The 25,841-nt window shown below is 65.2% G+C and carries 26 protein-coding genes; 9 read left to right on the top strand and 17 right to left on the bottom strand.

What is annotated here, in order from left to right:
• The first annotated feature begins 426 nt into the window (after nucleotides 1-426).
• Nucleotides 427-1,359 carry a glycosyltransferase family 2 protein gene (locus HWX69_RS01400; RefSeq protein WP_178915285.1) on the top strand — a complete coding sequence of 311 codons (933 nt, stop codon included), beginning with the start codon at nucleotides 427-429 and terminating at the stop codon, nucleotides 1,357-1,359.
• A 14-nt stretch (nucleotides 1,360-1,373) separates the two neighbouring features.
• On the opposite strand, the gene HWX69_RS01395 is transcribed toward HWX69_RS01400, so the two are convergent.
• The 9 genes from HWX69_RS01395 to HWX69_RS01355 form a co-directional block, all read right to left on the bottom strand.
• Nucleotides 1,374-2,057, bottom strand: coding sequence for a hypothetical protein (locus HWX69_RS01395; protein ID WP_178915284.1), 684 nt, complete (start codon nucleotides 2,055-2,057; stop codon nucleotides 1,374-1,376).
• Nucleotides 2,050-3,051 (bottom strand): methionyl-tRNA formyltransferase, encoded by a 1,002-nt coding sequence (locus HWX69_RS01390; RefSeq protein ID WP_178915283.1) that lies wholly within the window; start codon nucleotides 3,049-3,051, stop codon nucleotides 2,050-2,052. Before HWX69_RS01390 ends, HWX69_RS01395 begins: the two co-directional genes overlap by 8 nt.
• 64 nt (nucleotides 3,052-3,115) lie before the next feature.
• Nucleotides 3,116-4,579, bottom strand: a complete 1,464-nt coding sequence (locus HWX69_RS01385) for a flippase (RefSeq protein WP_178915282.1) — start codon at nucleotides 4,577-4,579, stop codon at nucleotides 3,116-3,118.
• Nucleotides 4,579-6,378 carry a hypothetical protein gene (locus HWX69_RS01380; RefSeq protein WP_178915281.1) on the bottom strand — a complete coding sequence of 600 codons (1,800 nt, stop codon included), beginning with the start codon at nucleotides 6,376-6,378 and terminating at the stop codon, nucleotides 4,579-4,581. Before HWX69_RS01380 ends, HWX69_RS01385 begins: the two co-directional genes overlap by 1 nt.
• A 117-nt stretch (nucleotides 6,379-6,495) precedes the next feature.
• Nucleotides 6,496-6,684 carry a hypothetical protein gene (locus HWX69_RS01375; protein WP_178915280.1) on the bottom strand — a complete coding sequence of 63 codons (189 nt, stop codon included), beginning with the start codon at nucleotides 6,682-6,684 and terminating at the stop codon, nucleotides 6,496-6,498.
• A 2-nt stretch (nucleotides 6,685-6,686) separates the two neighbouring features.
• A complete protein-coding gene (locus tag HWX69_RS01370; RefSeq protein ID WP_178915279.1) occupies nucleotides 6,687-8,519 on the bottom strand; it encodes a right-handed parallel beta-helix repeat-containing protein in 1,833 nt (610 codons plus the stop codon).
• A 246-nt stretch (nucleotides 8,520-8,765) separates the two neighbouring features.
• Nucleotides 8,766-10,088, bottom strand: coding sequence for a hypothetical protein (locus HWX69_RS01365; RefSeq protein WP_178915278.1), 1,323 nt, complete (start codon nucleotides 10,086-10,088; stop codon nucleotides 8,766-8,768).
• Between the two features lie 76 nt (nucleotides 10,089-10,164).
• Nucleotides 10,165-10,443 (bottom strand): ArsR family transcriptional regulator, encoded by a 279-nt coding sequence (locus HWX69_RS01360; RefSeq protein ID WP_178915277.1) that lies wholly within the window; start codon nucleotides 10,441-10,443, stop codon nucleotides 10,165-10,167.
• Between the two features lie 178 nt (nucleotides 10,444-10,621).
• Nucleotides 10,622-11,464: a sensor histidine kinase gene (locus HWX69_RS01355; protein WP_178915276.1), complete on the bottom strand. Its 843-nt coding sequence runs from the start codon at nucleotides 11,462-11,464 to the stop codon at nucleotides 10,622-10,624.
• A 303-nt stretch (nucleotides 11,465-11,767) separates the two neighbouring features.
• On the opposite strand from HWX69_RS01355, the gene HWX69_RS01350 reads away from it, so the two are divergent.
• Together HWX69_RS01350 and HWX69_RS01345 are read left to right on the top strand one after the other, a co-directional pair.
• The gene (locus HWX69_RS01350; RefSeq protein WP_218644647.1) at nucleotides 11,768-12,067 is read left to right on the top strand and encodes a HalOD1 output domain-containing protein; all 300 of its coding nucleotides are present in this window, start codon (nucleotides 11,768-11,770) and stop codon (nucleotides 12,065-12,067) included.
• Between the two features lie 97 nt (nucleotides 12,068-12,164).
• Nucleotides 12,165-12,749, top strand: a complete 585-nt coding sequence (locus tag HWX69_RS01345; RefSeq protein ID WP_178915275.1) for a DUF7344 domain-containing protein — start codon at nucleotides 12,165-12,167, stop codon at nucleotides 12,747-12,749.
• Between the two features lie 171 nt (nucleotides 12,750-12,920).
• Here HWX69_RS01345 and HWX69_RS18450 read toward each other — a convergent pair whose 3' ends face one another.
• The 3 genes from HWX69_RS18450 to HWX69_RS01335 all read right to left on the bottom strand — a co-directional run bounded on the left by HWX69_RS18450 (nucleotide 12,921) and on the right by HWX69_RS01335 (nucleotide 15,861).
• Nucleotides 12,921-13,091 (bottom strand): DUF7563 family protein, encoded by a 171-nt coding sequence (locus tag HWX69_RS18450; protein ID WP_463605608.1) that lies wholly within the window; start codon nucleotides 13,089-13,091, stop codon nucleotides 12,921-12,923.
• Nucleotides 13,092-13,228: 137 nt separating this feature from the next.
• Complete coding sequence (gene glmS, locus HWX69_RS01340) at nucleotides 13,229-15,043, bottom strand: glutamine--fructose-6-phosphate transaminase (isomerizing) (protein ID WP_178915274.1); 1,815 nt, start codon at nucleotides 15,041-15,043, stop codon at nucleotides 13,229-13,231.
• Nucleotides 15,044-15,300: 257 nt separating this feature from the next.
• The gene (locus HWX69_RS01335) at nucleotides 15,301-15,861 is read right to left on the bottom strand and encodes a DUF7344 domain-containing protein (RefSeq protein WP_178915273.1); all 561 of its coding nucleotides are present in this window, start codon (nucleotides 15,859-15,861) and stop codon (nucleotides 15,301-15,303) included.
• A 460-nt stretch (nucleotides 15,862-16,321) separates the two neighbouring features.
• Here HWX69_RS01335 and HWX69_RS01330 point away from each other — a divergent pair, with 460 nt between their 5' ends.
• Nucleotides 16,322-17,158: a ParB N-terminal domain-containing protein gene (locus tag HWX69_RS01330; protein ID WP_178915272.1), complete on the top strand. Its 837-nt coding sequence runs from the start codon at nucleotides 16,322-16,324 to the stop codon at nucleotides 17,156-17,158.
• A gap of 11 nt (nucleotides 17,159-17,169) precedes the next feature.
• On the opposite strand, the gene HWX69_RS01325 is transcribed toward HWX69_RS01330, so the two are convergent.
• From HWX69_RS01325 to HWX69_RS01315, 3 genes are read right to left on the bottom strand one after another with little or no spacing between them, the layout of a single operon-like run.
• Nucleotides 17,170-17,907, bottom strand: a complete 738-nt coding sequence (locus tag HWX69_RS01325; protein WP_178915271.1) for a hypothetical protein — start codon at nucleotides 17,905-17,907, stop codon at nucleotides 17,170-17,172.
• Nucleotides 17,908-17,948: 41 nt separating this feature from the next.
• Nucleotides 17,949-18,893: a glycosyltransferase gene (locus HWX69_RS01320; RefSeq protein ID WP_178915270.1), complete on the bottom strand. Its 945-nt coding sequence runs from the start codon at nucleotides 18,891-18,893 to the stop codon at nucleotides 17,949-17,951.
• 5 nt (nucleotides 18,894-18,898) lie between these two features.
• Entirely contained in the window at nucleotides 18,899-19,909 is a 1,011-nt protein-coding gene (locus HWX69_RS01315; protein ID WP_178915269.1) for a GNAT family N-acetyltransferase, read from the bottom strand.
• A 137-nt stretch (nucleotides 19,910-20,046) separates the two neighbouring features.
• On the opposite strand from HWX69_RS01315, the gene HWX69_RS01310 reads away from it, so the two are divergent.
• On the top strand, nucleotides 20,047-20,583 hold the full coding sequence (locus HWX69_RS01310) for a hypothetical protein (protein ID WP_178915268.1): 537 nt from the start codon (nucleotides 20,047-20,049) through the stop codon (nucleotides 20,581-20,583).
• A gap of 282 nt (nucleotides 20,584-20,865) precedes the next feature.
• Complete coding sequence (locus HWX69_RS01305) at nucleotides 20,866-21,399, top strand: SCP2 sterol-binding domain-containing protein (protein WP_178915267.1); 534 nt, start codon at nucleotides 20,866-20,868, stop codon at nucleotides 21,397-21,399.
• A gap of 4 nt (nucleotides 21,400-21,403) precedes the next feature.
• Here the strand turns inward: HWX69_RS01305 and HWX69_RS01300 are convergent, their stop codons facing one another.
• Nucleotides 21,404-23,056 carry an AMP-binding protein gene (locus HWX69_RS01300; RefSeq protein ID WP_178915266.1) on the bottom strand — a complete coding sequence of 551 codons (1,653 nt, stop codon included), beginning with the start codon at nucleotides 23,054-23,056 and terminating at the stop codon, nucleotides 21,404-21,406.
• Between the two features lie 257 nt (nucleotides 23,057-23,313).
• On the opposite strand from HWX69_RS01300, the gene HWX69_RS01295 reads away from it, so the two are divergent.
• Nucleotides 23,314-23,718, top strand: a complete 405-nt coding sequence (locus HWX69_RS01295) for a helix-turn-helix transcriptional regulator (RefSeq protein ID WP_178915265.1) — start codon at nucleotides 23,314-23,316, stop codon at nucleotides 23,716-23,718.
• 20 nt (nucleotides 23,719-23,738) lie between these two features.
• Nucleotides 23,739-24,443: a DICT sensory domain-containing protein gene (locus HWX69_RS01290; protein WP_178915264.1), complete on the top strand. Its 705-nt coding sequence runs from the start codon at nucleotides 23,739-23,741 to the stop codon at nucleotides 24,441-24,443.
• An 18-nt stretch (nucleotides 24,444-24,461) separates the two neighbouring features.
• Here HWX69_RS01290 and HWX69_RS01285 read toward each other — a convergent pair whose 3' ends face one another.
• Complete coding sequence (locus HWX69_RS01285) at nucleotides 24,462-25,112, bottom strand: helix-turn-helix domain-containing protein (protein WP_178915263.1); 651 nt, start codon at nucleotides 25,110-25,112, stop codon at nucleotides 24,462-24,464.
• Between the two features lie 171 nt (nucleotides 25,113-25,283).
• Between HWX69_RS01285 and HWX69_RS01280 the strand changes: the two genes are divergently transcribed.
• Entirely contained in the window at nucleotides 25,284-25,841 is a 558-nt protein-coding gene (locus HWX69_RS01280) for an SCP2 sterol-binding domain-containing protein (RefSeq protein WP_178915262.1), read from the top strand.

Below are 25,841 nucleotides of genomic sequence, written 5' to 3'. Positions count from 1 at the left end.
ACTCGTCGGCGTCGTCGGCGGGAACGAGCATCTCCGGCGACCGCATGTACGCCGGAAGCTCGGCGAAGTCCTTGATTCGTTTCTGGTCGTCATCTGTTAGCCACTTACTCATATTTGCTTGGTGGATTCGGGGACTCAAATACGTATCGAGCGTTCACGAGCGTTCGGAATTCCGGCGATGAGTTGGTCACCGACTACCGGTCTCTCGACGGTCGGTAGTCGGCGACAAACACCCCGGCAACGGTGTGGCTTTTCCCGACGACTTCGAGCGGTTGTCACTGCTTACCGAACGTCGCCGTCGGTATCCACCGCCTAGCCGCCGTGGTCCCGAGTGAACTGTCGCAGCCACCAGTCAGCCAGCCCATAACAATACGCTCGTCGTGGCTTTTCGGCACAACGAACCCACGAGTGGTTCGGCCGGAAATCATGTACGAAAACAGCTCCATCGGCGTCGTCGTTCCAGCGTACAACGAAGCGGGGTTCGTCGGGGAGGTCCTCGAGACGCTCCCGGCGTTCGTCGACCGCGCCTACGCCATCGACGACCGCTCGACGGACGAGACGTGGGCGGAGATACAGCGAGCGAAACGCCAAACTGAACATCGCCGCGAGGGGGAGAATCCCTTCGTCGTCCCGATACGTCACGAGGAAAACCGGGGCGTCGGCGGCGCCATCAAGACGGGGTATCTCCGCGCCCTGGAGGACGACATCGACGTAATCGCGGTGATGGGCGGGGACGGACAGATGGACCCCGACGAGCTAGTGCGCATCGTCGAACCGGTCGTCGACGGCCGCGCCGACTACGCGAAGGGTAACCGGCTGATACGCGAGTCCGACCACGCCGAGATGCCGGCGTTCCGCTACGTCGGCAACATGGTGTTGACGTATCTGACGAAAGTTGCCACCGGCTACTGGCACGTCGGCGACCCGCAGATGGGGTACACCGCCATCTCGCGGTCGGCACTCGAGGCCATCGACATCAAGGCGATGTACGAGTTCTACGGCTACTGCAACGACCTGTTAGTCAGACTCAGTGCCGCGGGCCAAACCGTCGTCGACGTGCCCGCACCGCTGTCCTACGGCGACGAGACGAGCACCATCAGCTACGCCGAGTACATCCCGCGGGTGTCGCTCATGTTGCTCCGGATGTTCGTCTGGCGGCTGGCGACGAAGCGCGATTCACCGAGCGAACAACTCCGGACGGGGCTGTTCGTCGGCGGCGCCGCCGGCGCGGTCGTCGGACTCGTCGGCACCGTCCTCCGGCGACGCTCCGGACTCACGCTCGTCGGAATCGTCGCACTCCTCGGCGGGATGGTGCTGGATATGGTGCTCAACCGCCCCCTGAACGGGCGGTCGGACTGAGAAGGGTCGGCCCGTCAGTACGCCGCGGCGTATCGGTCGATTTCTTCGAGTCGCTCGTCACGTATCTCCCGAACGATGGCGTCCATATCGCGGTTCTCGGGCGTCCACAGCCCCGGGTGGACGAGTATCTGCACCTGTTCGGGGATGGGGCCGTCGAAGGGGGACTGGTCGCGCCACTTCTGTCTGGAGTCGGAGATGTAGTCGATGTCGCCGAAGAACCGTGGCTGGTAGGTGTTCTCGAAGCCCCCGTATTGCCGCCCGAGGACCCACTCCGGCGGCATGTGGAACGAGACCGTATCGACGGTCGCGTTCGTGAGGCGGCCGAGCGTCTCACACTCGATACGAACCGCGGACTCGACGACACCGGTTCCCGGGTCGTCGTCCCAGTAGTGGTGAGTGTCGAAGTGCACCGCGATGTCGTGTCCCAGCGCGAGAATCTCGTCGAGGAGGTCGACGTTGTTCCGGAGGGAGTACGCCGGCGTCGTCAGCATGAAACAGTACGTCGTCTCGATACCGAGGTCGGCTTCGATTTCGGCCATCGCGAGCGCGGCGGTCGGCGAGAGGTCGATGTCGTGTCGGACGACGACGGCCCGCTCGGAAAGCGGTTCGAAGCCGTGGAACGTGTAGCCCTCGTCCAGAAAGCCGTCCAGAAACGCCCGGTAGGCCTCGGGCGTCGACGGCATCGGCTCGTTACGCATCGCTACCACCCGAAGAGAGGTTGTGTCGCTGGTCGTAGCCGTCGACGCGGTCGTGTTCGCCCGACGAGTCGAGTTCGATGCCGGGTTCGGGCTCCCAGGACCCCTCGGTCTCCCAGTCGGTGACGAGGACGCTCCCGTCGGCGGTCGCGACGGCGAAGTCGCCGGTCCAGAACGCATCGAGGATTCGACCCGGCGTCGCCTCCCAGCCGAGGTCGGTCGAGAACGGCACCACCTCCCAGACGTCGATGCGGGTGTCGCCGTCGAAGGTGAACGCGCCGGGGTAAGGGTCGGTCACCGCACGCACGAGATTATAGATATCTCGGGTGCTGTCACCCCAGTGGATGTCGCCGTCGTCGGGCGTCCGCTTCGGGTAGTACGTCGGCTCTCCGGGCTGTTCTTCGAGCTCTGTCCCGTTGACGACCGTCTCGATTGCCGTCGGGAGCATCTCCTTCAGCAGGACGCTCACCTTGTAGTACAGCGTCTCGATGGTGTCGTGGTCGGTGAGGTCGAACTTCCGAGTGGTGACGACGGCGCCGTCGTCGACGCCGGGTTCGAGTTGGATGACCGACAGCAGAAACCGGTCGTACCCCTGAATCAGCGACCAGTTCAGCGGCGAGCGTCCTCGGCCCTTCGGCAGTCCCATCGCGCTACCGTGGTTGCCGAGGGCGCCGTGGGTGAACGTCTGCAAGACGCCTTCCGGAACGAGCCGTTGCCAGCCGTTGACGACGAGCAGGTCGCCGTCGAGTGCCGCGAAGTGCTCGCGGTCGGCGTCGGTCATGGCGTACGTCTCAGGGTGGTAGACGGGAATCCCGTAGTCGGCGGCGAGGGCGTCGAACTTGGCGTACTTGACGACGCCGTGGCGGTCGGCCATCTCCGGGGTGAGGGTGACGACTTCAGTGACCGGGGCGTCGGCTTCGAGCAGCGATTCGAGGACGGCGTGACCCGGTTCGGTACAGCTCGCGTAGACGATGTCGGTGTCGGGGGGAACGTCCATCTCTGTCGGGCGTTCCGCGCCGACCCGTTTCGTTATGCTCGCCCTGACCGTCGTGCGGTCCCGTTCAGGTGAGATACGAGACGGCTCGCCGGACGTCGAGCAGTCCGCCGCCGGCGACGCCAGCGAGCCAGATGGCCGCGCCGACGGCCACGACCCCGAGGAGAGTCAACAGGCCGGTGACGTGTGGCACCAGAAGCGCCACCGCCGCACCCATCACGAGGGAGACGGCGGTGACGCCGGCGAGCGACCGGGCGATGCCGGCGAACTCGATTGGGAGTTCGAGGCTGATGATGTAGACGTTCGCGAGCGTGTAGCCGCTGAAGGTGACGACCGTCGCCAGCGCCGCTCCCGCGACGCCGAAGATGGGTATCAAAAGCAGGTTCAACACGACGTTCGACAGTGCCATGATAATCTTGACAATCGCGCGGTCGCGGGCCCGTCCGAGGAAGTCGAGGCCGTCGCTCGTGATTTTCACGACGGCCATCGCCAACACGTAGACGCTCAGCAACTGGACGACGACGACGGCACCGAGATACTCCTGGCCGAAGACGTAGCGAACCATCGGCTCGGCGACCAACACGAGTCCGACGACGGCGGGGACGTACAGCAACAGCACGTACTCGAGGGCCTGCTCGTACAGTCGGGCGGCGCGGTCGGCGCGGTTGCCGGCCTTCTGTTCGCCGACGGCCGGCGAGATGGTGAACCCCAGCGAACTCGCGGGGGTGACACACACCTGGGCGATCTGTTTGGCGATGGTGTAGTAGCCGACGGCGGTCACGTTCAACAGCACGCCGACGAGGATGGTGTCGACTTTCCCGTCGATGACGCTCGCACTCCGGGTCGCGGTCAGCGGGATGCTGTACTCCAGCAGTCGGCGGACGATGCCCTCTTCGCGGTCGGCGGTCGGGAACGAGCGGTAGAACCGGACGAAGACGACACCTCCGACGACGACCGACGCGAGGCTCGCGGCGACGAAGCCGGCGAGGGCGCCGACGACGCCGAACCCCAACAGGACGAACCCGACGGCGAAACCGACGCGGCCGACCGCCTGTACCGACCTGACGACCGCACTCCAGGACACTCGATTGAGCCCCTGAAACATCGCCGTGAGGTACTGTCGGAGGGATTCGCCGACGACGTACCCGATACCGAGGAGCAAAAGCGGCGCCAACTCGGCATCGCCGAGAATCTTTGCCAGCCAGGGTCCACCGAGGGTGACGGCCGTACCGACGACCACCGAGAGGGCGAGCAGAAAGCCGAGGGCTACTCGCATGACGTGGGGCACCTGTCCGGGCGCGGATTCGGCGAACTCGGTCACGTAGCGGGCCGCCGAGGAGGGCAGGCCGAGCGTGCCGAGGATGCCGACGGTGCCGAACACCGACAGCGCGAAGTACAGCAGTCCGTACTCCTCGGGCGTCAGCAGGTATCGCGCGAGGACGACGATGAGGACGGCGTTGGCGACGACGTCGAGGATGTTGGCCCCGAACGTCGCCTTCACGCCGCGGGAGAGGCGTTCGGCGAGCTCCATCAGTCGGCCGGGTCCAGCCGGTAGAGCTGGTACTCGCCGTTGTCTTGGAGTCGATGGATTCTGCTGGAGCGGTCGAGCCGTTCGAAGCCGGCCTCGCTGTAGCGGAGTTCGTCGTACAACTCGACTTCAGAGACGCGATCGCTCTCCGTGACGGCGATGTACCTATCCGTCTCGTAGAACGTCGTCAGATTGTCGTTGAACACCGGCCCGGGTATGCCGGTCCGGAATCCCGGAAAATCGAGGTCGCCGCGGGCGGCGGTGAAGCCGTAGTGTGCCTCTATGTACCGCCAGGAGCCAAGCCGGGTTCCGAGTAGCGGCGTCTCGCCGTCGTGGTAGTCGAATGTCACGTCGTGACCCTCGAGGGACTGGTCGGTCACCTGTTGGTTGGCCTTGAACACGTATGGGCTGGCGTGTACGGTGACGAGTTGTACGAGGAGTACGGCGACGAAGAACGCCCCGAGTGCGACCGAGAGGTGCCGTCGCGTGAGCCGTCGTTCGGCGTTGGAGATGATTCGTGTCAGGCCGAGGCCGCCGACGAGTGCCACCGGCACCGAGATGAACCCGAGTATCCGGAAGTAGTGGTCGCCCTGTGCGGCGAAGAAGATGACGAGGAAGCCGACGCCGAGCGGGGCGAGCGCGGCGGTGAGGTAGCCGACCATGGGGTCGGTCGGCGTCAGTTCACGGAACCGCTGTCGGAATGCGCCGTAGGTGGCGACCAACGCGAGCAGCCCGACTACGAGCGTTCCGGCGAACAGTTTGAGGAACAACAGTTCGAAGCTGCCACCGAGGGCGGCCACCGAGGTGCCCGCACTGGTCGTCTCGGTGAGCGTCTCACCGCCGGCAACGAGGCTCTCGACGATGAACACGGCCCGACTGGACGCCCGGTCGTGGACGGCAATCCAGGCGACCAACACCACCGACAACAGCGCGGCGTGGACGCCGACGCCGCTGTAGACGGCGAGTGGGTTGGTCGACGCGTACCGGCGAGCGAGCGCCTGCGTGGTGACGATTGCGAACAACAACAGAAGGACGCCAAGCGTCTCCTGTGGGTGGACGAGCACCATCCCACCGGTCGCGATGCCCAGAAGCGCCCCGAAGGGCGTCAGGAGGACGAACCGCTTCGACACCGACGTGAGGTGTCGAAACAGCAGGAACAACACCACGGGCGCAAAGAGGATGGCCTGACTCGAGGGGTGGGCCAACACGTGGACGCTCACGAGGTTGATGGGGATGAACAGCAAGCCGACGAGGACGCCGACCGGGAACGCCCAGCGGCTGTCGGAGATGGCGCGCAGACAGAGGCCGAAGAAGACGACCGACACCGCCGGGAAGACGACTGTCGGGAGGACGACGAGTCCTCGCGTCAGTTCGACGCCGCCTAACTCGAAGAGGAAGTTGCTGATAATGTGAATCGCCGGATACAGCAGCTCGTCGGGGCGCAAGACGCCGTTGTGTATCTCTCTGGCCCAGCCGAGGTGCGTCAGCGAGTCGCCGCCACCGTGGAAGGCGTACCCACGAAGGACGGGCAGTCCCACGACGGCGAGGACGGCCGTCGCTGCGAGAGCGAGGCCGGCGTTGGACAACACGTCGTTGTCGGGGACAGACACCACGACGGCGACGGCCAAGAGAAGTGCTGCTCCGACACCGACCCAGAAGGTCGTCGGCGCCGCGGCGTACACGGAGAGTTCGTACCCCGTCGCCGGGTTCCGGTAGCCGGCGACGAGGGCGGCCGTGACACACAGAAAGCCGAGCGTAAGTGCGGCTCTGTACCGAACTGTTGGGGAAGTAGTCGTGTTCATCCGTTTAACGTCCCGGCCGAATCGGTCGGCCGAACTGCCGGAACGTCGGCCCGTTTTGCCCTTTGTTATGAACGGATTTCGCCGCCGTCGCCCGGGTAGGGCGAGGCTAGCCGACCGTCACCGGTGTTCGAGGAGGTCGCAGACGGCGCTGCTCTCTGCGACGATGAACGTCTCGCGGTCCCGGTCGGCCTCCCGTGGCGAGAGGAACACGACGTGGCTCGCACCGCAGCGGTCGGTCGTGACGACCTCCCACTCCTCGATGTCGTCGTTCGGTTCGCCGAGCCACGGTGGCAGTTCGAAGTCCATCGTTACAGGTCGCTGCTCTCGACGGTGATGGCCACCGCGCCCTCGACGGTCACGGAGGTGAGTTCGCCGGAGTAGCGGAAGCCGTCCATGCCCTTCCCGACGACGCCGGTAACGGTTCCGTCGCCGACCTCGTCTTCCAGTTCGTCCCACCGGGTACCGCCGTCCAGCGTCGAACTGAGCGAGGCGTCGGCCTCGATGTCGCCGGACACAGACAACTTGTAGCTCGCGACGGTGTTGGTGTTCGTCCCGTCGACGATGACGCGGTTCGGCAGGGGCTCGGTCGTGCTGGAGTCTTCGGTCGTCTCGTCGGTGGAGTCCGTGCTGTCGGTAGAGCCGTCGGTCGACCCGTCGGTGGACTCGTCGGTACTGCTGTCTTCCTCGACGACGAGGCTCTCGAAGTCGACGGCCTCGCCGTCGGCGTAGAGGGTCAGCGACTCGACGTCGCCGCTGACGGAGTAATCCAGCAGGTCGCCCTCGTAGCGGAAGGAGTCGCCGCTCTCGGAGATGCCGCCGGAGGTGGCGCCGAAGCCGGTCCACGTCCCGTCGTCGTTCTGTTCGGCGCCGTCGGTATCGCTGTTTGCGGGGAAACTGTCCCGGTTGTACAGCGGTGTGACTTCGCCCGTCGTCGTGAACTCGTACTCGATGCCGCCGGAGTCGGTGGTTCGCAGCGAGAGTTCCGTTCCCGTCTCCGTGTTCGCGTCCTCGGTGGTGTCGGTGCTGTCGGTGGTCTCGGTGGTCGTATCCGAGGTGTCCGTGCTCGTATCGGTGGATGCGGAGACACAGTCGGAGCCCTGACACACGTCGGTGAACCAGCCGGGCACCGTGAGGTTGCCGTCGCCAGTCACGTCGATGTCGTTACCGGACCACGCCTCGGGTGGGCTCCGGACGGCGTCGTGGCTGGCGTTGTTGTAAACGCGGACGTTCTCGATGTGGCCGCTGCTGTCCTGGCCCTCGCCGGCGAAGTCGAGGGGGGCCGTCGCGCCGTCCCAGGAGTGGACCACGTCGCAGTTCTCGATGACGATATCGTCTCCGGGACCGCGAACCCAGATGCCGCGCTGGTTGTGCGCAAAGCCGGTGTCCGGCGACTTCGCGTCGTTGATGACGACACAGTCGCGGACGATGGAGTTCGTCGACCCGACGCGGATGCCCGCGATGTTGACGTTGTGCGTGACACAGCCGTCGATGATTATCTGGCCGTCCGCGCCGCCGTCGTCGTACCCCGGCGAACTCGCGTAGATGCCGTTGTCGGAGAACTCGCTGATGTAGCAGTTGTGAATCTCGACGACGCCGGCGTGCTCTCGCGGGGAGTAGAACGCACGCGAGCGGTCGTCGGTCTCGGAGCCGTCCGGGAAGTTCCAGTTGTCGACGACGATGTGGCCGTCGGACTCACACTCGAGCCGAATCCGGGATTCGGTGACCTTCCCGCGGACGGTGAGGTTCTTGATGACGAGGGTGCCGCCGGCAGCGAGGATGTTGTTGTTGAACTCGCCGGCGGTCGCGTTGAGGATGACCTCGCCCTCGCCGATGACGCCCGCGTTGTACTCGGCGTTGCGGTGGAAGCCGTCACCCTCCCAGTCGTACTCGCCTTCGGGGATGCGGACTTCGACGTTGTTCTCGAAGAACTCCTCGAGGTAGGGGTCGATTACGTCACCGTTAGTCAGTCCCTCTTCGCCCAAATCGACGACGGTATCCGGGTCGTACTCGCTGGGGAGTGCGACGGCCGAGCCCGCAAAGCCGGTCGCTGCGACCGCTGCCGCGGAGCTGGCCAGTTTGAGATACGTTCGTCGGTCGAAACCATCACCGCTTCCGTCACCGCTCTGCTGGCGTTCTGCCATATCCGAGTAGGCAGGCATTATCTACAAGAGTGTAATGCCCGGATAGGGGCGCTTAGCTGTCGATTTCTCGTGAATACCTAGTGGTTACTCGGTGATGGATGTAGTTTTGCTGTGTTTGCGTATAGAATAACCGCTCCGGGCGTTAACTCAGGGTAAACGGCGACTAACGATGGTATGCGCGTGCTACCGGGATGATGGATACGATAGGCAATAACATGCACAGTATAACGGGTCAGTAGGCTGCTCTTACCGCTTCGAGAGGCCGTTTCTGCGGTTCGTCGAGACGGAGGCGTCGACGTTGGCGGTCGAATCGACGAGCCGCACGGCCTGCCCCGCGACGTCGAGGACACTGTTCGTGACGACGTTATCGTTCGACCGACGGAACTCGATACCGTCGCGGTCATCGCCGGGCTGGTGGACGTACAGCCCGTCGAGGACACAGCCGTGGCGTTCGTCGATTCGAATGGCCGAGTCGTTCGCCGCGCTGCCGGTCACGGTGACGTTCTCACAGTCGAGGCGGGGTGGCGTCGACCCTTCGGCGACCGTCGGGTCGGGCACCTTCGCGCGGATGGCGTTGATGCCGTCGGTGTTGATACGAATCCGGGAGTTCCGGATGTTCAACCGTGCGAGCTTCGAGGAGAGGACGATTGCGCCGTCGCTGTGTGTGACATCGAGCAACTCGACGCGGCAGTCCTCGACGAGAGAGGGTTCGGCGTCGGGCCTCGGTTCGTAGTCGGTGACCCGGATGCCTCGCATGTTCTCGAACTCCGGGTGCGGTTCGTCACACCGGATGTGGGCGCCGCGGACGACCGACCCGCTCTTGATTCGGACGTTCGAGATGCCGCAGTTCGCGTAGTAGCCCCCCTCGACGACGATTCGTCCGGCTGGGGGGTCGGCGTACAGCCCGTTGTCGGAGAACCCCTCGACGTGGCAGTCCCGAAAGACGATTTCGCCGTGATTGTCGTCGCCCACGTACATGCCCGTCACGCGCGACTCGCCGGAGCCGTCCGGGATGCTGACGCGCTCGACGAGCCCTTTCCCGTCGGGGTCGGTCACGTCGACGCGGACGGGGCCGCCACCGCGGTCGATCTGGCCGGAGACGGAGATGTCCGACACGAGGAGCCCGTCGGACACTTTCAACTGGAGCGCCCGGCCGTCGACCTCGGGATTCGTGTAGTCGAAGTGAAGCCCCTCGACGGCGATGTCGCGGCTGTCGATGGCGTTTATCTGCACCGTATCGTCGCCCTCCGCGGGAACGAGCGTCGCGTGGTCGCCGACGAGTGCGAGATTCGAAATATCTTCGATGTTCCAGATGCCGCTGAGCAGGAAGCGGCCCTCTCTGAGATACAACAGCGTGTCGTCGTCGGTGTACTCCTCGAGGAGCGGTCGTATCGACCGCTCGCCGTTCGGGTCGGCACCCTCCTCGACGAGGTCGACGACGGTTCCGTACTCCGAGGGGGTCGTCGTCGGTGGTGACGGTCCGCCCTCGTGGGTCGGGGTTGGCGTTTCGGTTCGCTCCCCGCAACCGGCGAGTCCCGCGATGAGACCCGCGGCTGCGGTTCGGAGCATCGTTCGACGGTGCATCTACCGGGCAAAGGCCCCGTGGCGGCATTGTAATAGGAAGCGTACCCCGATTAGGCACCCACTACGTCAGTAAATCAGCGGTGAGGATGCGCTTCCACACCGCTTCGCCGAGTTCGGTCAGCGCGTACAGGCGGCCCTTCTGTCGGGCCTCGGGTACGAGCAATTCGACCATCTCCCGCTCCCGGAGCCGCCGCAGCGCACGCGAGATGTGTGTGATGCCGAGTCCGGACTCCTCGGCGATGGTCGTCGGCGTCGACGGCTCGGACGCCAACTGTCGGAGCACCGCGACGCGGTACTTCGAGCTGATGACGTAGCCGATTTCGTCCCACTCTGATGACATTGTTGGATAGCGTGCGTCCGGCGACAACCGCCGCTCCACTCGGATTCGGTTCTCGGTGGCCCGCTCGCATCAGTAGTTTCCGTCGGAAGTGGGGTGAGTGTTCTGTCGGGATGGCTACGGTTGGCTGTGATTGCTCCGGAACGATTGTCGGTTACGTGGACGCGTCGGCGGGAACGGCTCAGGCGTCCGGTGGCCGGAGTTCGACGCCCGTGATTTCGAATCGGGCGCCGCCGTCGCTTCCCTCGGTCACCTCGATGTCCCATCCGTGGGCGTCGACGACATCTCGAACGATGGCGAGGCCGAGTCCGGTCCCGCCCTCGTCCGTCGAAACCCCCGCCTCGAACACGTCCTCGCGTCGCCCCGCCGGAATTCCCGGGCCGTCGTCTTCGACGAAGAACCCCGTCTCGTTCGGGAGGAGTCCGACGGTGACCGTCAGGGTCGTCGTTTCGGCGTCGTCGGACAGGGTCCGACTGCTCGGTGCGCCGTGCTCGACAGCATTCCGAAACAGGTTCTCGAACACCTGCGACAGTCGAGAGGCGTCGGCTCGAACCGCCCTGTCGGCGTCGACGACCACCGTCGCCCCAGTCGTCTCGACGGTCGCCCAGCAGTCCTCGACGAGCCGCTCCAAGACGAGGGAGTCGCGCTCGCCGACGACGCCCCCGTCGTCAACGAGAGCCGATACGTCCTCTACGAGCGCCTCGATGCGGTCGTGGGCGCGGTCGATAGCGTCGAGGTGGTCGGTGGTCTCCGGCTCTTCTCTGGCCAACTCGAGGTGGCCGCTTGCGACCATCAACTGCCCCCGGAGGTCGTGGCCGAACGTGCGAACGAGCCGTTCGAGCCGCCGGTTTTCCGCTCGGAGTTCACACGCGCTGTCCCCGAACGTCGGGGCGTCGTGGTCGTCGTCGCTCGTCGGACCGGCTGGCCGGGTTACCGCCCCCTCTGTGCGTGCGCTCTCGTCGCCGCCGGACTCCTCGACCCCGGTCCGACGTGGGCGATGGTCTGGCTGTTCGTGATGGGGCATCGGTCCTACCGTCCCCCCCGGATGTCGGGGTGCTCTCGGCCCGCAGTCCCCCCTCGCCGTAACTCGGTCGCTCGGCGTTCCCCCACGCGTCGTTCCTTCGACAACCGGAATGACATCGTCTCCAGTACCCAGCCATCGGGTATTGTTAACAGGCGATTACCGATCCGGAATAACGAGTGGTTATCTCCTACACGGCGAGGCAATGCCGGTCGGTTCGCTCATCCCGCAACCACGAGCAGGCGGTTGTGTTGAATCAAAAACACTCTCAAAACGTTAATATGGGGTGGTGTCGACTTAGCGGATATGTCTGGTCCCCTCGGGGACGAACCCGGCCACGTGGTCGATTCCGAAGGTGTTCGTATGTTCCGGACCGAATGGTCCGCGGAGCGCCCCCCGAGTCTCGCGGTCGTCGAGGCTGTCGCGGCCGTCACCGGTAGCGAACCGACCAAGCTCCCGCTTTTGAACGACGCCATCAACACCGACGCTCTCGATACGCTGTTCGTCCCGGAGGCCGACGACCAACTCCGAGTCTCGTTCGCTTACGACGGCCTGGACGTCACCGTCGATGGCGAGGGCTCGGTCACGGTCTCGCCGGTCGAGTAAACGTCGCTCCGGGCCGAGTAGGGGTGACCCTCCCCTTCGACATCGAAGGTGGAGATTCTTGCTTGTTCGTGGCGACGGGGACGTAGGGTGGATGGATATGGACATCACACAGTTGGTCGTGACTTATAGCGCGAAATCGAACACTCGGGGGAATAGCGGGGGTGGAGAAAGCGGCACGACCGGGAGTGAAACGTCGAACGAAGGGAACTCACTCGACGTCGTCTTCGACGTTCTCAGTTCCTCGCGGCGTCGACACGTGCTGCGGCAACTCGAGGCCTCCGGCGGGGAGTCGACTATCAACGACCTCGCGGAACACATCGCGGCGGTGGAGAACGACAAGGCGGTGTCGGCGCTGAGTTCCCAGGAGCGAAAGCGCGTCTACGTCAGCCTCTATCAGGCACACCTCCCACGGATGGAAGAGGTCGGTGTGGTCTCTCTCGACGACGGGACGGTCTCGGTCGGCCCGAACGCCGACCGCGTCTACGCCCATCTCTCCCAGCCGTCGGAGCCCGAATCGACGAGGCTGCCCATCGCGTACGTGATTCACACGGCGCTCAGCATCGTCGCGCTGTTGGTGGGGGTCGTGTGGTTCGAGTCGTTTTTGCCCGTCCTGTTTGCGCTGTCGCTTTCGGTGTACGCAGTGCTCGCGGGCTGGCAACTCCTGACTGCCGAGCGGCGATAACACCTCGAGGCCTCTCGCGGGCGAAACGGTTGGGGTGGGTGGGACCGCCACGAACGTGGCGGTTCGGCGCGTCACGTCGGGTGGTCGAAACCACGCCTCGACGCGCCATGCGTCAGTTGCTTTCCTGTGGTATAATTTTTTGTGATGATCCGAGTGACATAATCCGTGGCGTCACTCGCTGGAACGGGCGGCCGCTCCCGCATACAGCGCCTTCGAGGGGAGACACTGCGTACAGCCGTAGACGGAGCGGCCCCTTCCGAACACGCGAACGAACCGTGCCGACACCGATGTTCCACACCGTTCACACGACCAGTTGGTTTGGTCCTCCTGTAGGGAGTCCATGTCAGGTGCTACCCACACTATCACTTTGTAATGCCGAGCGGAACGGTCGGTTCGTCGCCGCTATCCGGAGGATACTCCGAGTTCGCCGCAGACGCAGGTGTCGCTAAAATCGCCGGAACACGTCGGTTCGGCACCGCTTACTCGACGGTGACGCTCTTCGCGAGGTTCCGGGGTTTGTCTATCGGGCGGCCTCGGAGCTCGGCGGCGTGATACGAAAACAGCTGTAACACTACGTTCGAGAGCAGCCCCGAGAGTTCGGGGTGTGCGTCGGGGATTTCGATGGTCTCGTCGGCAGCCCGTCTTACCTCGGTCGCCGACTCCGGGGCGATAGCGACGACGGGCGCCCCGCGGCTCTGGACCTCACGGACGTTGTGCAGCGTCTTCTCGTCGTTTTGACCGGTGAACACCGCCGTCACGACCGAATTATCGGTTACCAGCGCCAGCGGCCCGTGTTTCAGTTCGCCGGCAGCGAACCCCTCGGCGTGTTCGTACGTTATCTCCTTGAACTTCAACGCGCCTTCGAGGGAGACAGGGAACCCCACGCCTCGACCGATGAAGAAGTACGACTCCTTGGCGCCGTAGGCGTTGGCGACCCGTTCGGCGTGGTGGTCGCCGAGTATCGATTCGAGAGCCTCCGGAATCGCTTGCAATCCGTCGAGGAACGCCTCGTCTGGCGTCGCGTCGGGGTCGTTGTCGAGTCGCAGTCGCTCGGCGAGCAACCCGAGGGTGGCGACCTGCGAGGAGAACGTCTTCGTCGCCGCGACGCCGATTTCGGGCCCCGCCCGGATGAACAGCGCGTCGTCGGCCTCCCGGGCAGCCGTCGATCCGACGACGTTCGTGACCGCGAGCGTCCGTGCGGGCGTGTCGGCAACCGCTCGCATCGCCGCCAGCGTGTCGGCGGTTTCACCGCTTTGGGTGACCGCGACGACGAGCGTCCCCTCGTCGACGGGGTGTGGTTCGGTGGCGAACTCGCTCGCCAGCGCCGCCGTCGCCGGAACCCCTCGACGTCGGAGCATCGCCTGTCCGTACAGCGCGGCGTGATACGACGTGCCGCAGGCGACGAACACCACCTCACGAACGTCATCGAAGGAGCCGGGTGGGAACTCCTCGAAGACGACGCCGTCGCCCGTCGGGTCGGTCCGCCCTCGGACGGTCTGTCTGAGCGCGACCGGCTGTTCGTGTATCTCCTTGTGCATGTAGTGGTTGTAGCCGCTCTTGTCGGCGTCACCGTCGGTCCACTCGACGGTGTCCGGCGCCCGGTGGACGGCGTGTCCGTCGACGTCCGTCAGGCGGACGTCGTCGGGTCGAACGACGGCGAAATCGCCGTCATCGAGGTGGATGACGCGGTCGGTGAACTCGAGGAACGCGGGCACGTCGCTGGCGAGATAGTTGGCCGTCTCGCCCAACCCGACGACGAGCGGCGAGCCGCTCCGGGTCGCGAAGACGGCGTCTTCACCGCGGATGACTGCGGCGATGGCGTAACTCCCCTCCAGCTGTGCGATGCTCTCCCGAAACGCGGTCTCGGGGTCGCTTCCGGCAGCCAGTCGCTCCGAGATGAGGTGTGGCACGACTTCGCTGTCGGTGTCGCTGGTGAACTCGTGGCCGCGTGCGCGGAGGTCGTCCCGTAACGTCTCGTAGTTCTCGATGATGCCGTTGTGGACGACGGCGACTCGCCCGTGGCAGTCGGTGTGGGGGTGGGCGTTGGCGTCCGAGGGCGGGCCGTGGGTGCTCCAGCGGGTGTGTCCAATGCCGATGGGGCCACTCGGCGGGTGCTCGGAGACGGCCTCTTTCAGTCGGTCGGTCTCCCCCTCTCGTTTCCGAACGTCGAGGTCGCTCCCGTCGAGTAGCGCGACGCCAGCGGAGTCGTATCCCCGGTATTCGAGGTTCGTGAGCGTCGTCAGTAGGTTGTCGACGGCGTCGTCGGACCCGACGTACGCGGTGATGCCGCACATCGTCAGCACTCCCCCCGAATCGCGGCGGTAGTTGTCGGACGGTCGCCTGTCGAATCTGTCGTGTAGCGTCGGTACATATCTGGGTCCCGGGGTGCCGAACTGTCGGCGCCGGTTACCCACTCTGGGTGGAGCCAATCGCTTTGTTATGCTCCGGAGAGTCGAGGGCGAATACAAGTAAGCGGTAACTATTCACACACGGAAAACCGCCACACAGCGTGCGGACGATACGACCGAACGTGCTGACGGTTCGTCGGCGTTCAGTCCCGCGCGTGGGAGGTGTGCAGAACCGCCAGCGCCGCAAAGCCGAGCATCGAGAGCGCGAAAAACGCCGTCGCGAGGGCTTCGTACACCACCAGTGCACCGACGACGAGCGTGAGGCTGACGACGGTGTGGCCGAGGTAGTAGCGACTCCACCGTGAGCGGGTCGGTTCGGGCTGCTCGAGGTACTCGAGGAACTGGTCGATGTTGGGTCCGTGCCCGACGGTCCCCCGATTCTTGTCGAACTCGATGGCGCCGCTGTCAGCCATCTGTGGGAGGTGACACTGATAGAGCCCGATGTAGACGCGCTTTCGCTCCTGGGAACTCAGCGCCGACACCGCCTTGTCGTTCTCCACCGCCGCGATGTGTTCCGCGAGGTCGCTGAGCGACGTTCCGCCGTCCGAATCCTCTAGGAACTTCAAGACGAGCCGGCGACGCTCGTTTTTCAACAGCCCGAAGACGACGTCGAGCGGGACGGACGAGACGGCCTCGCTGTCGTCGTCCGCTGTCTCGGGTGCCGATTCGACCTGCGTTTGTCGTGTGGTTTGAGCTTGTGACATGGTTCTCCCCTTTCGGTCGCCGTAAGTGGCACGTCGAGGACGCCCGTTCACCGCCTGCAGTCGCTATCGCGGCCGCACCGCCACCGACGGCGACACGGCCACCACGCGTTAGTGGCACCGAACCACATCCCCTATCCCGTTCCCCGCGTCGTCCACCCGTTGGCTCGATTGGAACCCTTACCGGCGACCCATATAAACACAGGTAACCGTCCAAACCAACCGTTCGGGGTATGAACGTACTAATCGGAACGGGTCGCCGTCACGGCTGATGCTGCGTTTCCACCAGGTGCCTCCCGATGTCCGTGGGTAAGGTACGCTTTCCCACGGGTGTAGGGGTAAAATAACGAAACACACGGGTCGAGTCCGTACGGCAGAATGGTTCGCTCGGGTCCGAGTACCGGTAGTCGATACGTGACGACGGCGGCGAGCGACGGCGCTTTCCGACGGAACGGGGTGGCCGATGGCTGGTCGTGAGGCGTCCGCGGGCGCCCTCTCGATGCTCGACTCGGTCGTTCGGGGCACCGGTCGACGGCTCGCCGCAGCCGTGCCGTGGCTCGATGGCCCGCTGGCGGAACTCCGTGGCCGCTATGCCCACCTGTGGCTCCGCTATGCGCAGTGGCGCCACGGCCGACGCCACACGGCGCCGATAGACCCCTACCGAATCGCCTGGGTCGACCCCGACCGAATCGAGTACGTCACCGAACCGCCCGAATTGCCGCGATTCCGGTGGGCCGGTTCAGTGATGGACGGCGACTGGGACCGAAGCGGACGCCGATTCGTCGACACCGACGTCTACCGGGCGTTCGAAGCGCACTTCCAGCGGGACCTCGAGTGGTCGGAGACGGCGTTTTTCGACCGCGTGCTCGAGGAGATACGCCGCGGCGAACAGCCGTGGGGGTGTGACTCGCGGGCGGCGCTGGAGCGCCGTCTCCGGAACCTCGACCGGCTGTACGAGCGCGTCGCGGCCGATGGCTTTCGAACCCAGCGGGAGTTGGCGGCCGATAGCGCCTACGACGACCCGGTCGGCTCGCGACGGCGTTCGGTCTACGACCGCCTCATCAACGACGAGATGGCGATAGACATCGGCCGCGACGGCGAGTTGCTGTTCGCGGACGGCCGCAACCGGCTGTCGATAGCGAAGGTGCTGGGCGTCGATAGGGTTCCGGTGGTGATACTCCGCCGACACGAGGCGTGGGTTGCGTTCCGTGACCGGGTCGCCGACCACGTCGCCGAGACGGGCGTCCTCCCATCGGCCGTCGCCGACCACCCGGACCTGAAACAGCTCGAGGAGTCCTGACGGAGTCGACGTTATCGGCGCGGTGTCGGGATGTCGAAGGCGTCGAAGTAGGATTCGACGGCCGACGCCGCCTTCTGTCGGTACGTCTCGACGACGGCCGACTCCGACTGTGCGACGGGCCGCCACAGACCGGGGTGGACGACCAGTCGGAACCGCTCGGGGATGCCGTCGGAAAACGGTTCGGTGTCTCGAAGCTCCCGGTCGGTCACGACCCGATACGACGGCTCCTCGGGGTCCCGACAGGCGTTGATGGCGTCTGGGAGTTCGAGCCGACTGAGCCGCTCCGTCGGCCGTCGAAACGAGACGACCTCGACGGGGTCCTTCGAGAGCCGACTCAGTGCTCTCCGCTCGCGGTCGATTTCTGACAGCAGCGCCGCCTCGCTCGGAAGCTCCTCCCAGTAGGCCCTCGGGTCGAACTGGAGGCCGACCTCGTGGCCGAGCCGCGAAATCGACCGGACGGTGCGTGCGAACACTACCGTCGAGGCGTCGTGAAGCGACGACCGAACCGGGATGCAGTACGTTCCGCGGATGCGGTGAGTCGCCTCCAGTCGCGCCATCGTGAGCGCGCGGGACAGCGACAGCTCCACGTCGTGGTGTAACACGACGCCGTCGGCACGCCGGCGGACGTCGACGAATCGGCGCCCCTCCTCGCGAAGACGATGAAGCAACTGCCCGTACGCCGACAGCTCCAGACGCAGGGGTCGTTTCGGTCGGCCGGTCGCTCTCCGCTCCGATACTGAATCCTCCATGCGCTCACGGGAAGGGGAGTATCGACTTCGTTATAGTCGGCTTAGCGGCGAGCGGTCTCCGCGAGGGCGCGTTCGTACACGCCGTGGAGTTGCTCGACCTGGTTCTCCAGTCGAATGTGCTGGACCATCGTTCGGCCGTTCGAGCGGCCGCCGGTCGACAGCACCTCGACCAGGCCGTCGACGAGTTCTGCGTCCGTCGACCCGACCGCGGAGGGTTCGACGTCCCGAAGCATCGTCGAGACGTCGCCCACGTCGGTCGAAACGACCGGCACGTTACACGCTAGCGCCTCTTTCACCGAGTTCGGCGACCCCTCTCGCTCCGAGGTCAAAAGCAGGGCGTCGGCGGCGTTGACGACCGTCGGCATCTCTTCGTGGGGGACGCCGGTGACGCTCCGGAGTTCGACGGGCGCTTCGAGTCTCCCCTCGGCGGCCGCGACGACACGCTCGGCGCGGGGATAGTCCTTGATGGGTCGCTCCGGACCGTACGGGAACAGCACCTGATAGCCGTCGGCGTCGTCCCAGCCCAGCGCGGCCCGACTCTCGGCTTTCGAAGCCGGCTGAAACCGCTCGACGTCGATGCCGTGTGGGATGACGTGACACGGCTGTCCGAGGACTTCCGCCATCTCGGTCGACATGACGACGACTTCGTCGGCCGCTCTGGCACACAGTTTGCTGAGCGGGCCGTATCGGCCCATCAGGTCGCTGCCCCACAGCGTCATGACGACGGGTCGGTTCGGTTGCAACAGCGCCGCCGGCGCGGTGAGGCCGTAACTGGCGTGGACGAGGTCGTAGTCGGCGAGGGACGACCGCAGCACCCGTCCGTAGAAACGGAGGTACGTCGCCGGTGTTCGTCCCACGAGCCCGTCGTCCGACCGGCTCCCCGGGACGCTGACGGTGTCGACGACGACGCCGCGGTCGCGGAGCGCGGCGCGCTGTCCTCTGTAGAACGTCGCCCGCCTGTTGGTGACGAGGCTGAGCACGCGCATCGAGGTCACCGACCCACGAGCTGGTACGCCTTCTTCGCCGCGGTCATCCCCAATCCACCCGATTCGACGACGTAGTACGGCGTCAGCGTCGACCCGAACTTGCTCTTGTACCGGCTGAGTCGTTCGGTGTTGGCGCCGAGGAGGTCGTAGGTCGACACCGACGGCCGCGGTGGGTCCTCGGCGATGTCCTCGATGATGTTCCAGTGGAGCAGTCCGTTGACTGCGACGCCGTCGTGGACACACCGGGTACCGCCCTGCCAGAAGTACGCCGCGTCGTTCGAGTAGAGGACGGTGATGCCCGTGAGGAATCGTCCCTCGGCGTCGCGAGCGACGTAGGTGCGCGCGCGGTCGGTCTCCCGCATCGCTCGGACGAGGTCGCGGACGTACGGCCACGACACCGACAGCGCCTCCCCTTGCTCGGCGTACCGCTTTCGGGTCTCGTCGAACACCGCTCGCGTGCCGTCCAGCCCCTCTCGCTCGACTGTCACGTCCAGCGCCGCCGCGTCGTTGATTTCACGGCGAAGACTCTTGCTCGCCGCTGTGAGCAACTCGTCTGGCGTGCAGTCGTCGATGTCCAGCCGGTAGGTCCACAGGGGTTCGACGTCGAGGCCGTCCCAGACGTAGGGCCGGGGGTCGCCGTACGCGGTGGGACACACCAGCCGAAGCAGCGTCGCCCTCGAGTCGGCGCGGGTCGCGTCCACGACGAGGTCGGTGAACTCGCGGTTGAGTTTCTCCCGTTTGCTCCGTTTGGGGCTGGCCGGCATGAGCACTGGCCCGAGTCGTGAGACGCCCATCCCGGGCGGCGGTGACGTGAGTACCCGCCCGAGTGGGGTCGACCGGCCGAACACCGGCAGCAGTGCTACCGGCCGGTCGCCGTTGAACCCCGCAAACAACTGGAGGTCGCTGGTGGTATGGTCGTCCAGCACTTCCAGCGCTTCGGGGGCATGGAACGGTTCGATTCCGTGGTCCGGAAGGGCGTCGTCCCACTCCGCAAGCGAGAGTCGTTCGAGTCGCATCTTCTGGGTGCTACGTTCCCGTCGCCTTCGTTACCGCTACCCTTCGGACGCTTGCGGGGGAGTAGGCCGTCGCTACCGCGGGCTATCACCCGAGCGGTCGACGAAAGTAACGTTACCCTTCGGTGCGTCCTCGCGGTATGGACCTACTGGCCGCCCTCGGGAACCCCGCCGACAGCGACCAGGTGCGCGCCGTCGCGGCCGCCCTCGCCGGCATCGAGCGTGACCTCCACGACGCGATACAGGACCACTACGAGACATTGGGCGCCGAGCCGCCGTCGGACCGCGGCCCGCCGGAGGAGCGAATCGAACAACTCCAGCGCCTCGTCGAACATCACGTCGAGGGCGACCTCTGGGGCTACTTCGTGGCCGAGCAGGCGCCGACGGGCCTCGAGAACGCCGAAGCTGCCCGCAACTACGCCGATATCGAGGCGTCGGCGTGGGAACGACGGCGGACGGAACTGGCGGCGTCGGTCGACGACGAGGAGGCGGGCGAACGCGAGCGGGCCGACCGCGCGGTCAGGCGACGCTTCGGCGTCGACATCGAGACGTTCGAGGAACACGTCGTCGGGTACTCGCCCGAGCGGACGCTCCGGCGGGCACTCCGAGGGCCCGTCGATACCGACATCGAGCGCCTCCGCGTCGCCACTCGTGCGCTGGAACGACGGGACGAGTAACCGCCCGTAGAACCGGCCGATTCCGCGAGACGTGGACCACGGTTCGACGGTATGTCAGAGGCCGAACAGGTGGATGCGGTCGCGGGGCGCGACCACAGCATTCGCGGAACCGGCCACTCGAAACAACAACCCCCGAACGGTTGAATCTGGCTCCAAACATATTAGGTGTCGATGCTGCACGTCGCGTGGCGAGTTGCCGTCCATCGACGACTGTATTTAAACCCCCTCGGATTCGCGGAGTCAGGGTCAACGGTGGGGCGAACGACGTGCAGACGAATCACAATGTCGCAATCAGACAACGCCGGCGAAGAACTCATCTTCCCGAGTCAGGCGTGGTTCGAGGAGTACCGACAGCGCATCAACGACAACGACCAGTACGAGGAGTTGGGTTCGGACTGGGGCGTCGACTTCAACGGCGACTTCATCTTCGAGATGCGGGAGATGCCCATCGACGACCTCGACACCGAGGCGATGCCGGAGTTCCTCCACGAGGAAATCGACACATACGTCAGCGACGAGAACGGCACCCACGTCGGCTACGCCTTCCTCGGACTCGAGGGCGGGGAGTGTACCGAAGCCCGCTTCATCGAGAGCGAAGACGAGGTCGACGCCGGCTTCAAACTCATCGCCGACAACGAGACGTGGAAACAGCTGATGAAGGGCGAAGTCGGCGTCGTCGACGGCATGATGTCCGGCCACTTCGACATCGAGGGTGACATGCAGAAAGTGATGCAGTACTCCCAGGCTGCGGTGCAGTTGACCGAATCCGCCGCCGACATCGACGCGGTGTACGCCGACGACGAGTTCTCCGCCTGAGCGTTCACTCGTCTTCCTTCAGCGCCTCGCGGTCCGTCTTTCCGATGTCCGTCAGCGGCACGCTGTCGAGGAACTCCACCTCTTTCGGCATCGCCTGGCGGGGGACCCGTCCGTCCAGATACGCCCGAACGTCCTCGGCGTCGATGTCGGCGCTGTTTTCGCGCTCGACGAATATCTTCACGCGCTCGCTGCCCGGTCGCTCGGGGTCTGGAACGCCGATGGTGGCGGGTCGGCGGACGCCGTCCATCCCGAACAGCACCTCGTCGACCTCCTCGGCGTACACCTTCAGACCCGAGACGTTTATCATGTTCTTCACGCGGTCGACGACGTAGAACCGCCCGCGCTCGTCGACTTTCACCACGTCGCCGGTGGCGACGAAGCCGTCGTCGTCGAAGGGGGCCTCGGCGTTGAGATACCCCTTCATGCGCTGGGGGCCGGACAGACACATCTCCGCTTCCCGCTCGTCGGCGACGGCCTCCGAAATCGGGACCTCCTCGCCGCTGTCGACGTCCAGCAGTTTCACCTCGGTGTCGGGAACGGGGACGCCGACGGTCGGTTGCTCGAAGCCCTCGCCGTCGTCGTCGGTGCCCATCAGCGCCTCCTGAATCCCGGCGACGTTGAAGTGCGTTATCGGCGACATCTCCGAGAGGCCGTAGCCCTGTGAGAGGCCAGTCGAGCGCTCGCCGAAGCGCTCTTTCGTCTCGGAGGCCAGCGGCGCCGACCCCGCGATGCCGATGACGTCGTGTTCGAGTTCCTCCTCGGCGATTTCCATGAACTGCGTCGGCACGCCGAACATCACGATGGGGTCGTGTTCGGCGACGTGACGCCGCATCAACTCGGTGTCGCGGGCGTCGGGGACGACGAGCAGGTCCAGCCCCAAGGCGACGAGCATGTTGCCGATGGAGTAGCCGTAGGAGTGATACATCGGCAACGAGAGCACCGCGGACTCCCGGCCGCGCATCAGGTCGGGAAGCCGCGATTGGGCGGCGATGGTCTGGAGCGCGTTGGCGACGAGGTTGCGGTGGGTGAGCAGACAGCCCTTCGGGAGCCCCGTCGTCCCCCCGGTAAAGAGGATGGTGTGGGTGTCGTCGGGAGCGATGTCGACGGGCTCGGGGTCGCCGTCGCTTCCCTCGACGACGGCCGGCAGCCACTCGACTCCCGCCTCTGGGTCGTGGTCCGGCGGGTCCGCCGAGTAGTCCTCGAGTTCGGTGAGGATGAGGTGTTCGACCCCGGCGGCCGCACGGAGTCGCTCCAGCAGTTCGCGGTGTTCGTCGTGGCCGACGAGCACTTCCGGGTCGCTCTGTTCGAGGCGGTAGACGAGATCCTCGTCGGCGTCGAGGAAGTCGTTGGGGACGTGGACGCCGCCCGCCCGCGAGATGGCGTGCGTCGCAAGCACGAACTGCGCCGAAGTGGGCAGCACCGTCGCCACGCGCGTGCCCTTCTCGACGCCGCGGGCCTGAAGCGCGGCCGCGAGGGCGTCGGCGTCCTCGCGTAACTCCGCGTAGGTCACCGTCCGTCCCGACTGGACGACGCCCTGTTCGGGGTAGTCCTCGGCGGCGTCGTAGAGGAACCGATGCAGCGGATAGTCGGGGTACGGTTCCAGCGACTCCTCGATACCGAAGTCCTCGTACTCGCTGAACCACGGCGGCTCGGTCATATGCGGGAGTTCTCCCACGGCGGCCAAACGCTGTGCGCTCGTATGCGAGGCCGTTTATGCAGTCCGCCTCGCGAATCCAGTCTCCCCGTACGAAGAACGTCGACGGCGCTCGACCGACGACTCGGTGGGTCGCGGTCGTGCTCCGTCGCGGTGCCGTTCGACTCCCCATTGTATACTTTCGACATTTTAATACTAGAAATTTTATAATAACATTATGTTTCTTGCTACGGTAGCAAGACCTCTAGAGTGTTACAGAGATGCCTGACGAAACGGAACTCACGGAGGGGGGTGCCGGCGAACCGAGGTGGGATGAGGGAGCACTCGACGCCGTGTCGTCCCCCGATGCCCTCTTTCGAGCACTCGCCAACCGGACGCGTCGGCGAGTGCTGGGATATCTCCTCGAACGGAAGGACGCCACCTTCGAGGAGTTGGTCGACATCCTCACCGGGTGGGTCGCTTCCGAGGGGGTGGTCGTCGGGCCGGACGAGCGGCGGCAACTCAAAATCCGGCTGTATCACCACCACCTTCCGTTGCTCGCCGACAGCGGACTGGTCGCCTACGACCGCGAGGAGATGGAAATCCGCCTCGAAACGGTCCCCGAGGACGTGGCCGAACTGATTCGGTTCTCGACCCGATTCGAACGGCCCCCCGCTTCGGGGTGACACAACCACACGAGCGCGCTATGTCGTTGGAATCCATCCTCGAAAACGCCGAGCGACACGAGAAATCGGTCGTCTACTACCGGCGGGAACCCGACGATTTCGGGTCGCAGTTCGCCACCCGGAACGTCGACATCACGTACAGAGACCTGCCACCGGCGGGTCCCGACCCGTTCGTCGTCGTCCGCGATGGCGAGCGGTTCCGTGGCGCGGTGTCGGCCGACACGCTCCGTGAGTTCCTTCGGCCCCCGATTCGCCATCCCGACGACCTCGGGGAACTGTCCCCCGCGTATCGCGCGATTTTCGAGTTGCTGGACACGACGGTGTTCGCCTCATTGCATCGACGCCAACTGCTCGCGACCTCTCGGGAACTCGAAGACCGCGCGTGGCGCGTCGGTCGTGGCACGTTCCACGCCGGGTTCCAGTCGGTCGCGGCGTTCGACGCCCAGCGGTCGCTGTACCGCCAACTGGCCGAGGGGACCGACCTGGACATCCACGTTCACGTCGTCCCGGGGGCGGATGCCGACTCCGTTCGGAGCCTTCCCGTGACGGCCCACATCGACCCGGACGCCGACACCGGTCGGTACTGGTTTCTCGTCTTCGACGGCGACGGCGACGATCGACAGAAGTGTGCGCTCGTCGCCGAACAGCGCGGGCCGGACGAGTTCTACGGTACGTGGACCTACGACCCCTCGCTCGTCGACAGCGCGTTCGAAGCGGTTTCCTGAAACGAACGAGACGCGTGGCTACGGCGCGATGGCTGCCATCACTTTCGCCTCTATCTTCCGGAGGTGTTCGCCCACCGTCCCGTCCGAGCGGTCGAGGTGGTCGGCGATATCCTGGTGGGTCGCCTCCCGCGGCACGCGGTAGTAGCCCACCTCCAGAGCTGCCTGCAGCGTCTCCTGTTGTCGTGGGGTCAGCATCGAAAACAGCCGTTCTTCTTCGGGTACGTAGTCGCTTATCTGTTCGAGATTCAATCCGAGGCCGTCGGGGACTTTCGGGATGACCTCCCGAATCACGTCCTCCTCGCCGACGATGTGGGCGCGCAACCCGCCGTCGGCGGTGTACTCCAGCGGCATATCGAGGATGAGTTCGTACTCCCGAAACAGGCTGAGGAGGTCGACGACGGTGTCGTTCGGGACGAAGTGGGCGTAGATGGTGACGTGGTCTTCGCCTTCGGAAATCTGGTATTCGAGGATTTCGGGGGATTCGGAGGCGATTTCGCGCATTCGCTCGACATCGCCGGAGAGCTGAAACAGCGTGATAGCGGTGTCGTCGTCCAGCAGACTGATGTTGTGGAGCAACTCCCGTGTGATATTCGGCTCCGCCGCCAGCGTCTCGTCGACCGGATGTAACCCGCCCTCCCGAGGGATGATGACCGTCCGAACGTATCGCATCGTACCGTTCAATGGTAATTCATGGATATAAACGCTTGGTAACGGACCTCATCGGTAACGAATGAAGCGAACGGCGTCCCAACATAAAGACCCACCCATGGGAGGAACAATCCACAGGGACGAACGCCCGAACTGACTCGGTACACGGGGCCTCCGCCCCGAAATCCGACCATGAGTGAACTCACAGACCGCATCGAAGCATCGCTCGAGAAGTCCGCAGACGAACTGGAAGCCGACCTCCCCGACCTGCTGGCTGACCTCGACGGGCAGACCCGCGAGTTCGTCCAGGAGAACCCCGGCCTCTTCGGCCGCCTCGTCGGCCGCATGGACGAAATGGAGGTCGCACCGTTCGTCGAGGCTAACCCCCAGACGGCCGACCAGTTCCAGAACTTCCTGTGGACGGGTATGGAAGTCATCGTCGCGAACAGCCCAGAGGTCCAAGAGCAAATCGGTCAGGACATCACGGTCACCTTCGAGGCGACCGACTGCCCGATGGACGGCCACATGCAGGTCGACGGCACCGAGAAGACGCTCACCGGCGGCGCCGGCACGTTGGACGACCCGACGCTGAAAATCAGCGGTCCCGCCGACAACCTCGTCGGCCTCATCACCGGCGCCATCGACCCCGTCCAGGGCTTCATGAGCCAGCAGTACGAGATGGACGGCCCCGTCGCGACGGGCACCCAACTCGCCCCCATCATGGGGAGCCTCTCGGAGAGTTTCGAGTAA

The organism is Natronomonas gomsonensis (assembly GCF_013391635.1).
Taxonomy (GTDB): domain Archaea; phylum Halobacteriota; class Halobacteria; order Halobacteriales; family Haloarculaceae; genus Natronomonas; species Natronomonas gomsonensis_A.
Note: the sequence above shows the minus strand (reverse complement) of the source record. Positions and strands in the feature narration are given on the sequence as shown.

Excerpts from the sequence above, each read along its gene's own strand:
- HWX69_RS01345 (WP_178915275.1), top strand. The coding sequence starts at position 12,165 with ATGGACATCACACAGTTGGTCGTGACTTATAGCGCGAAATCGAACACT.
- HWX69_RS01395 (WP_178915284.1), bottom strand. The coding sequence starts at position 2,057 with ATGCGTAACGAGCCGATGCCGTCGACGCCCGAGGCCTACCGGGCGTTT.
- HWX69_RS01365 (WP_178915278.1), bottom strand. The coding sequence starts at position 10,088 with ATGCTCCGAACCGCAGCCGCGGGTCTCATCGCGGGACTCGCCGGTTGC.
- HWX69_RS01290 (WP_178915264.1), top strand. The coding sequence starts at position 23,739 with ATGTCGTTGGAATCCATCCTCGAAAACGCCGAGCGACACGAGAAATCG.
- HWX69_RS01280 (WP_178915262.1), top strand. The coding sequence starts at position 25,284 with ATGAGTGAACTCACAGACCGCATCGAAGCATCGCTCGAGAAGTCCGCA.
- HWX69_RS01385 (WP_178915282.1), bottom strand. The coding sequence starts at position 4,579 with ATGGAGCTCGCCGAACGCCTCTCCCGCGGCGTGAAGGCGACGTTCGGG.
- HWX69_RS01380 (WP_178915281.1), bottom strand. The coding sequence starts at position 6,378 with ATGAACACGACTACTTCCCCAACAGTTCGGTACAGAGCCGCACTTACG.
- HWX69_RS01295 (WP_178915265.1), top strand. The coding sequence starts at position 23,314 with ATGCCTGACGAAACGGAACTCACGGAGGGGGGTGCCGGCGAACCGAGG.
- HWX69_RS01370 (WP_178915279.1), bottom strand. The coding sequence starts at position 8,519 with ATGGCAGAACGCCAGCAGAGCGGTGACGGAAGCGGTGATGGTTTCGAC.
- HWX69_RS18450 (WP_463605608.1), bottom strand. The coding sequence starts at position 13,091 with ATGGACTCCCTACAGGAGGACCAAACCAACTGGTCGTGTGAACGGTGT.
- HWX69_RS01350 (WP_218644647.1), top strand. The coding sequence starts at position 11,768 with ATGTCTGGTCCCCTCGGGGACGAACCCGGCCACGTGGTCGATTCCGAA.
- HWX69_RS01360 (WP_178915277.1), bottom strand. The coding sequence starts at position 10,443 with ATGTCATCAGAGTGGGACGAAATCGGCTACGTCATCAGCTCGAAGTAC.
- HWX69_RS01355 (WP_178915276.1), bottom strand. The coding sequence starts at position 11,464 with ATGCCCCATCACGAACAGCCAGACCATCGCCCACGTCGGACCGGGGTC.
- HWX69_RS01310 (WP_178915268.1), top strand. The coding sequence starts at position 20,047 with ATGGACCTACTGGCCGCCCTCGGGAACCCCGCCGACAGCGACCAGGTG.
- HWX69_RS01300 (WP_178915266.1), bottom strand. The coding sequence starts at position 23,056 with ATGACCGAGCCGCCGTGGTTCAGCGAGTACGAGGACTTCGGTATCGAG.
- HWX69_RS01305 (WP_178915267.1), top strand. The coding sequence starts at position 20,866 with ATGTCGCAATCAGACAACGCCGGCGAAGAACTCATCTTCCCGAGTCAG.
- HWX69_RS01285 (WP_178915263.1), bottom strand. The coding sequence starts at position 25,112 with ATGCGATACGTTCGGACGGTCATCATCCCTCGGGAGGGCGGGTTACAT.
- HWX69_RS01375 (WP_178915280.1), bottom strand. The coding sequence starts at position 6,684 with ATGGACTTCGAACTGCCACCGTGGCTCGGCGAACCGAACGACGACATC.
- glmS (WP_178915274.1), bottom strand. The coding sequence starts at position 15,043 with ATGTGCGGCATCACCGCGTACGTCGGGTCCGACGACGCCGTCGACAAC.
- HWX69_RS01325 (WP_178915271.1), bottom strand. The coding sequence starts at position 17,907 with ATGGAGGATTCAGTATCGGAGCGGAGAGCGACCGGCCGACCGAAACGA.
- HWX69_RS01320 (WP_178915270.1), bottom strand. The coding sequence starts at position 18,893 with ATGCGCGTGCTCAGCCTCGTCACCAACAGGCGGGCGACGTTCTACAGA.
- HWX69_RS01315 (WP_178915269.1), bottom strand. The coding sequence starts at position 19,909 with ATGCGACTCGAACGACTCTCGCTTGCGGAGTGGGACGACGCCCTTCCG.
- HWX69_RS01390 (WP_178915283.1), bottom strand. The coding sequence starts at position 3,051 with ATGGACGTTCCCCCCGACACCGACATCGTCTACGCGAGCTGTACCGAA.
- HWX69_RS01330 (WP_178915272.1), top strand. The coding sequence starts at position 16,322 with ATGGCTGGTCGTGAGGCGTCCGCGGGCGCCCTCTCGATGCTCGACTCG.
- HWX69_RS01400 (WP_178915285.1), top strand. The coding sequence starts at position 427 with ATGTACGAAAACAGCTCCATCGGCGTCGTCGTTCCAGCGTACAACGAA.
- HWX69_RS01335 (WP_178915273.1), bottom strand. The coding sequence starts at position 15,861 with ATGTCACAAGCTCAAACCACACGACAAACGCAGGTCGAATCGGCACCC.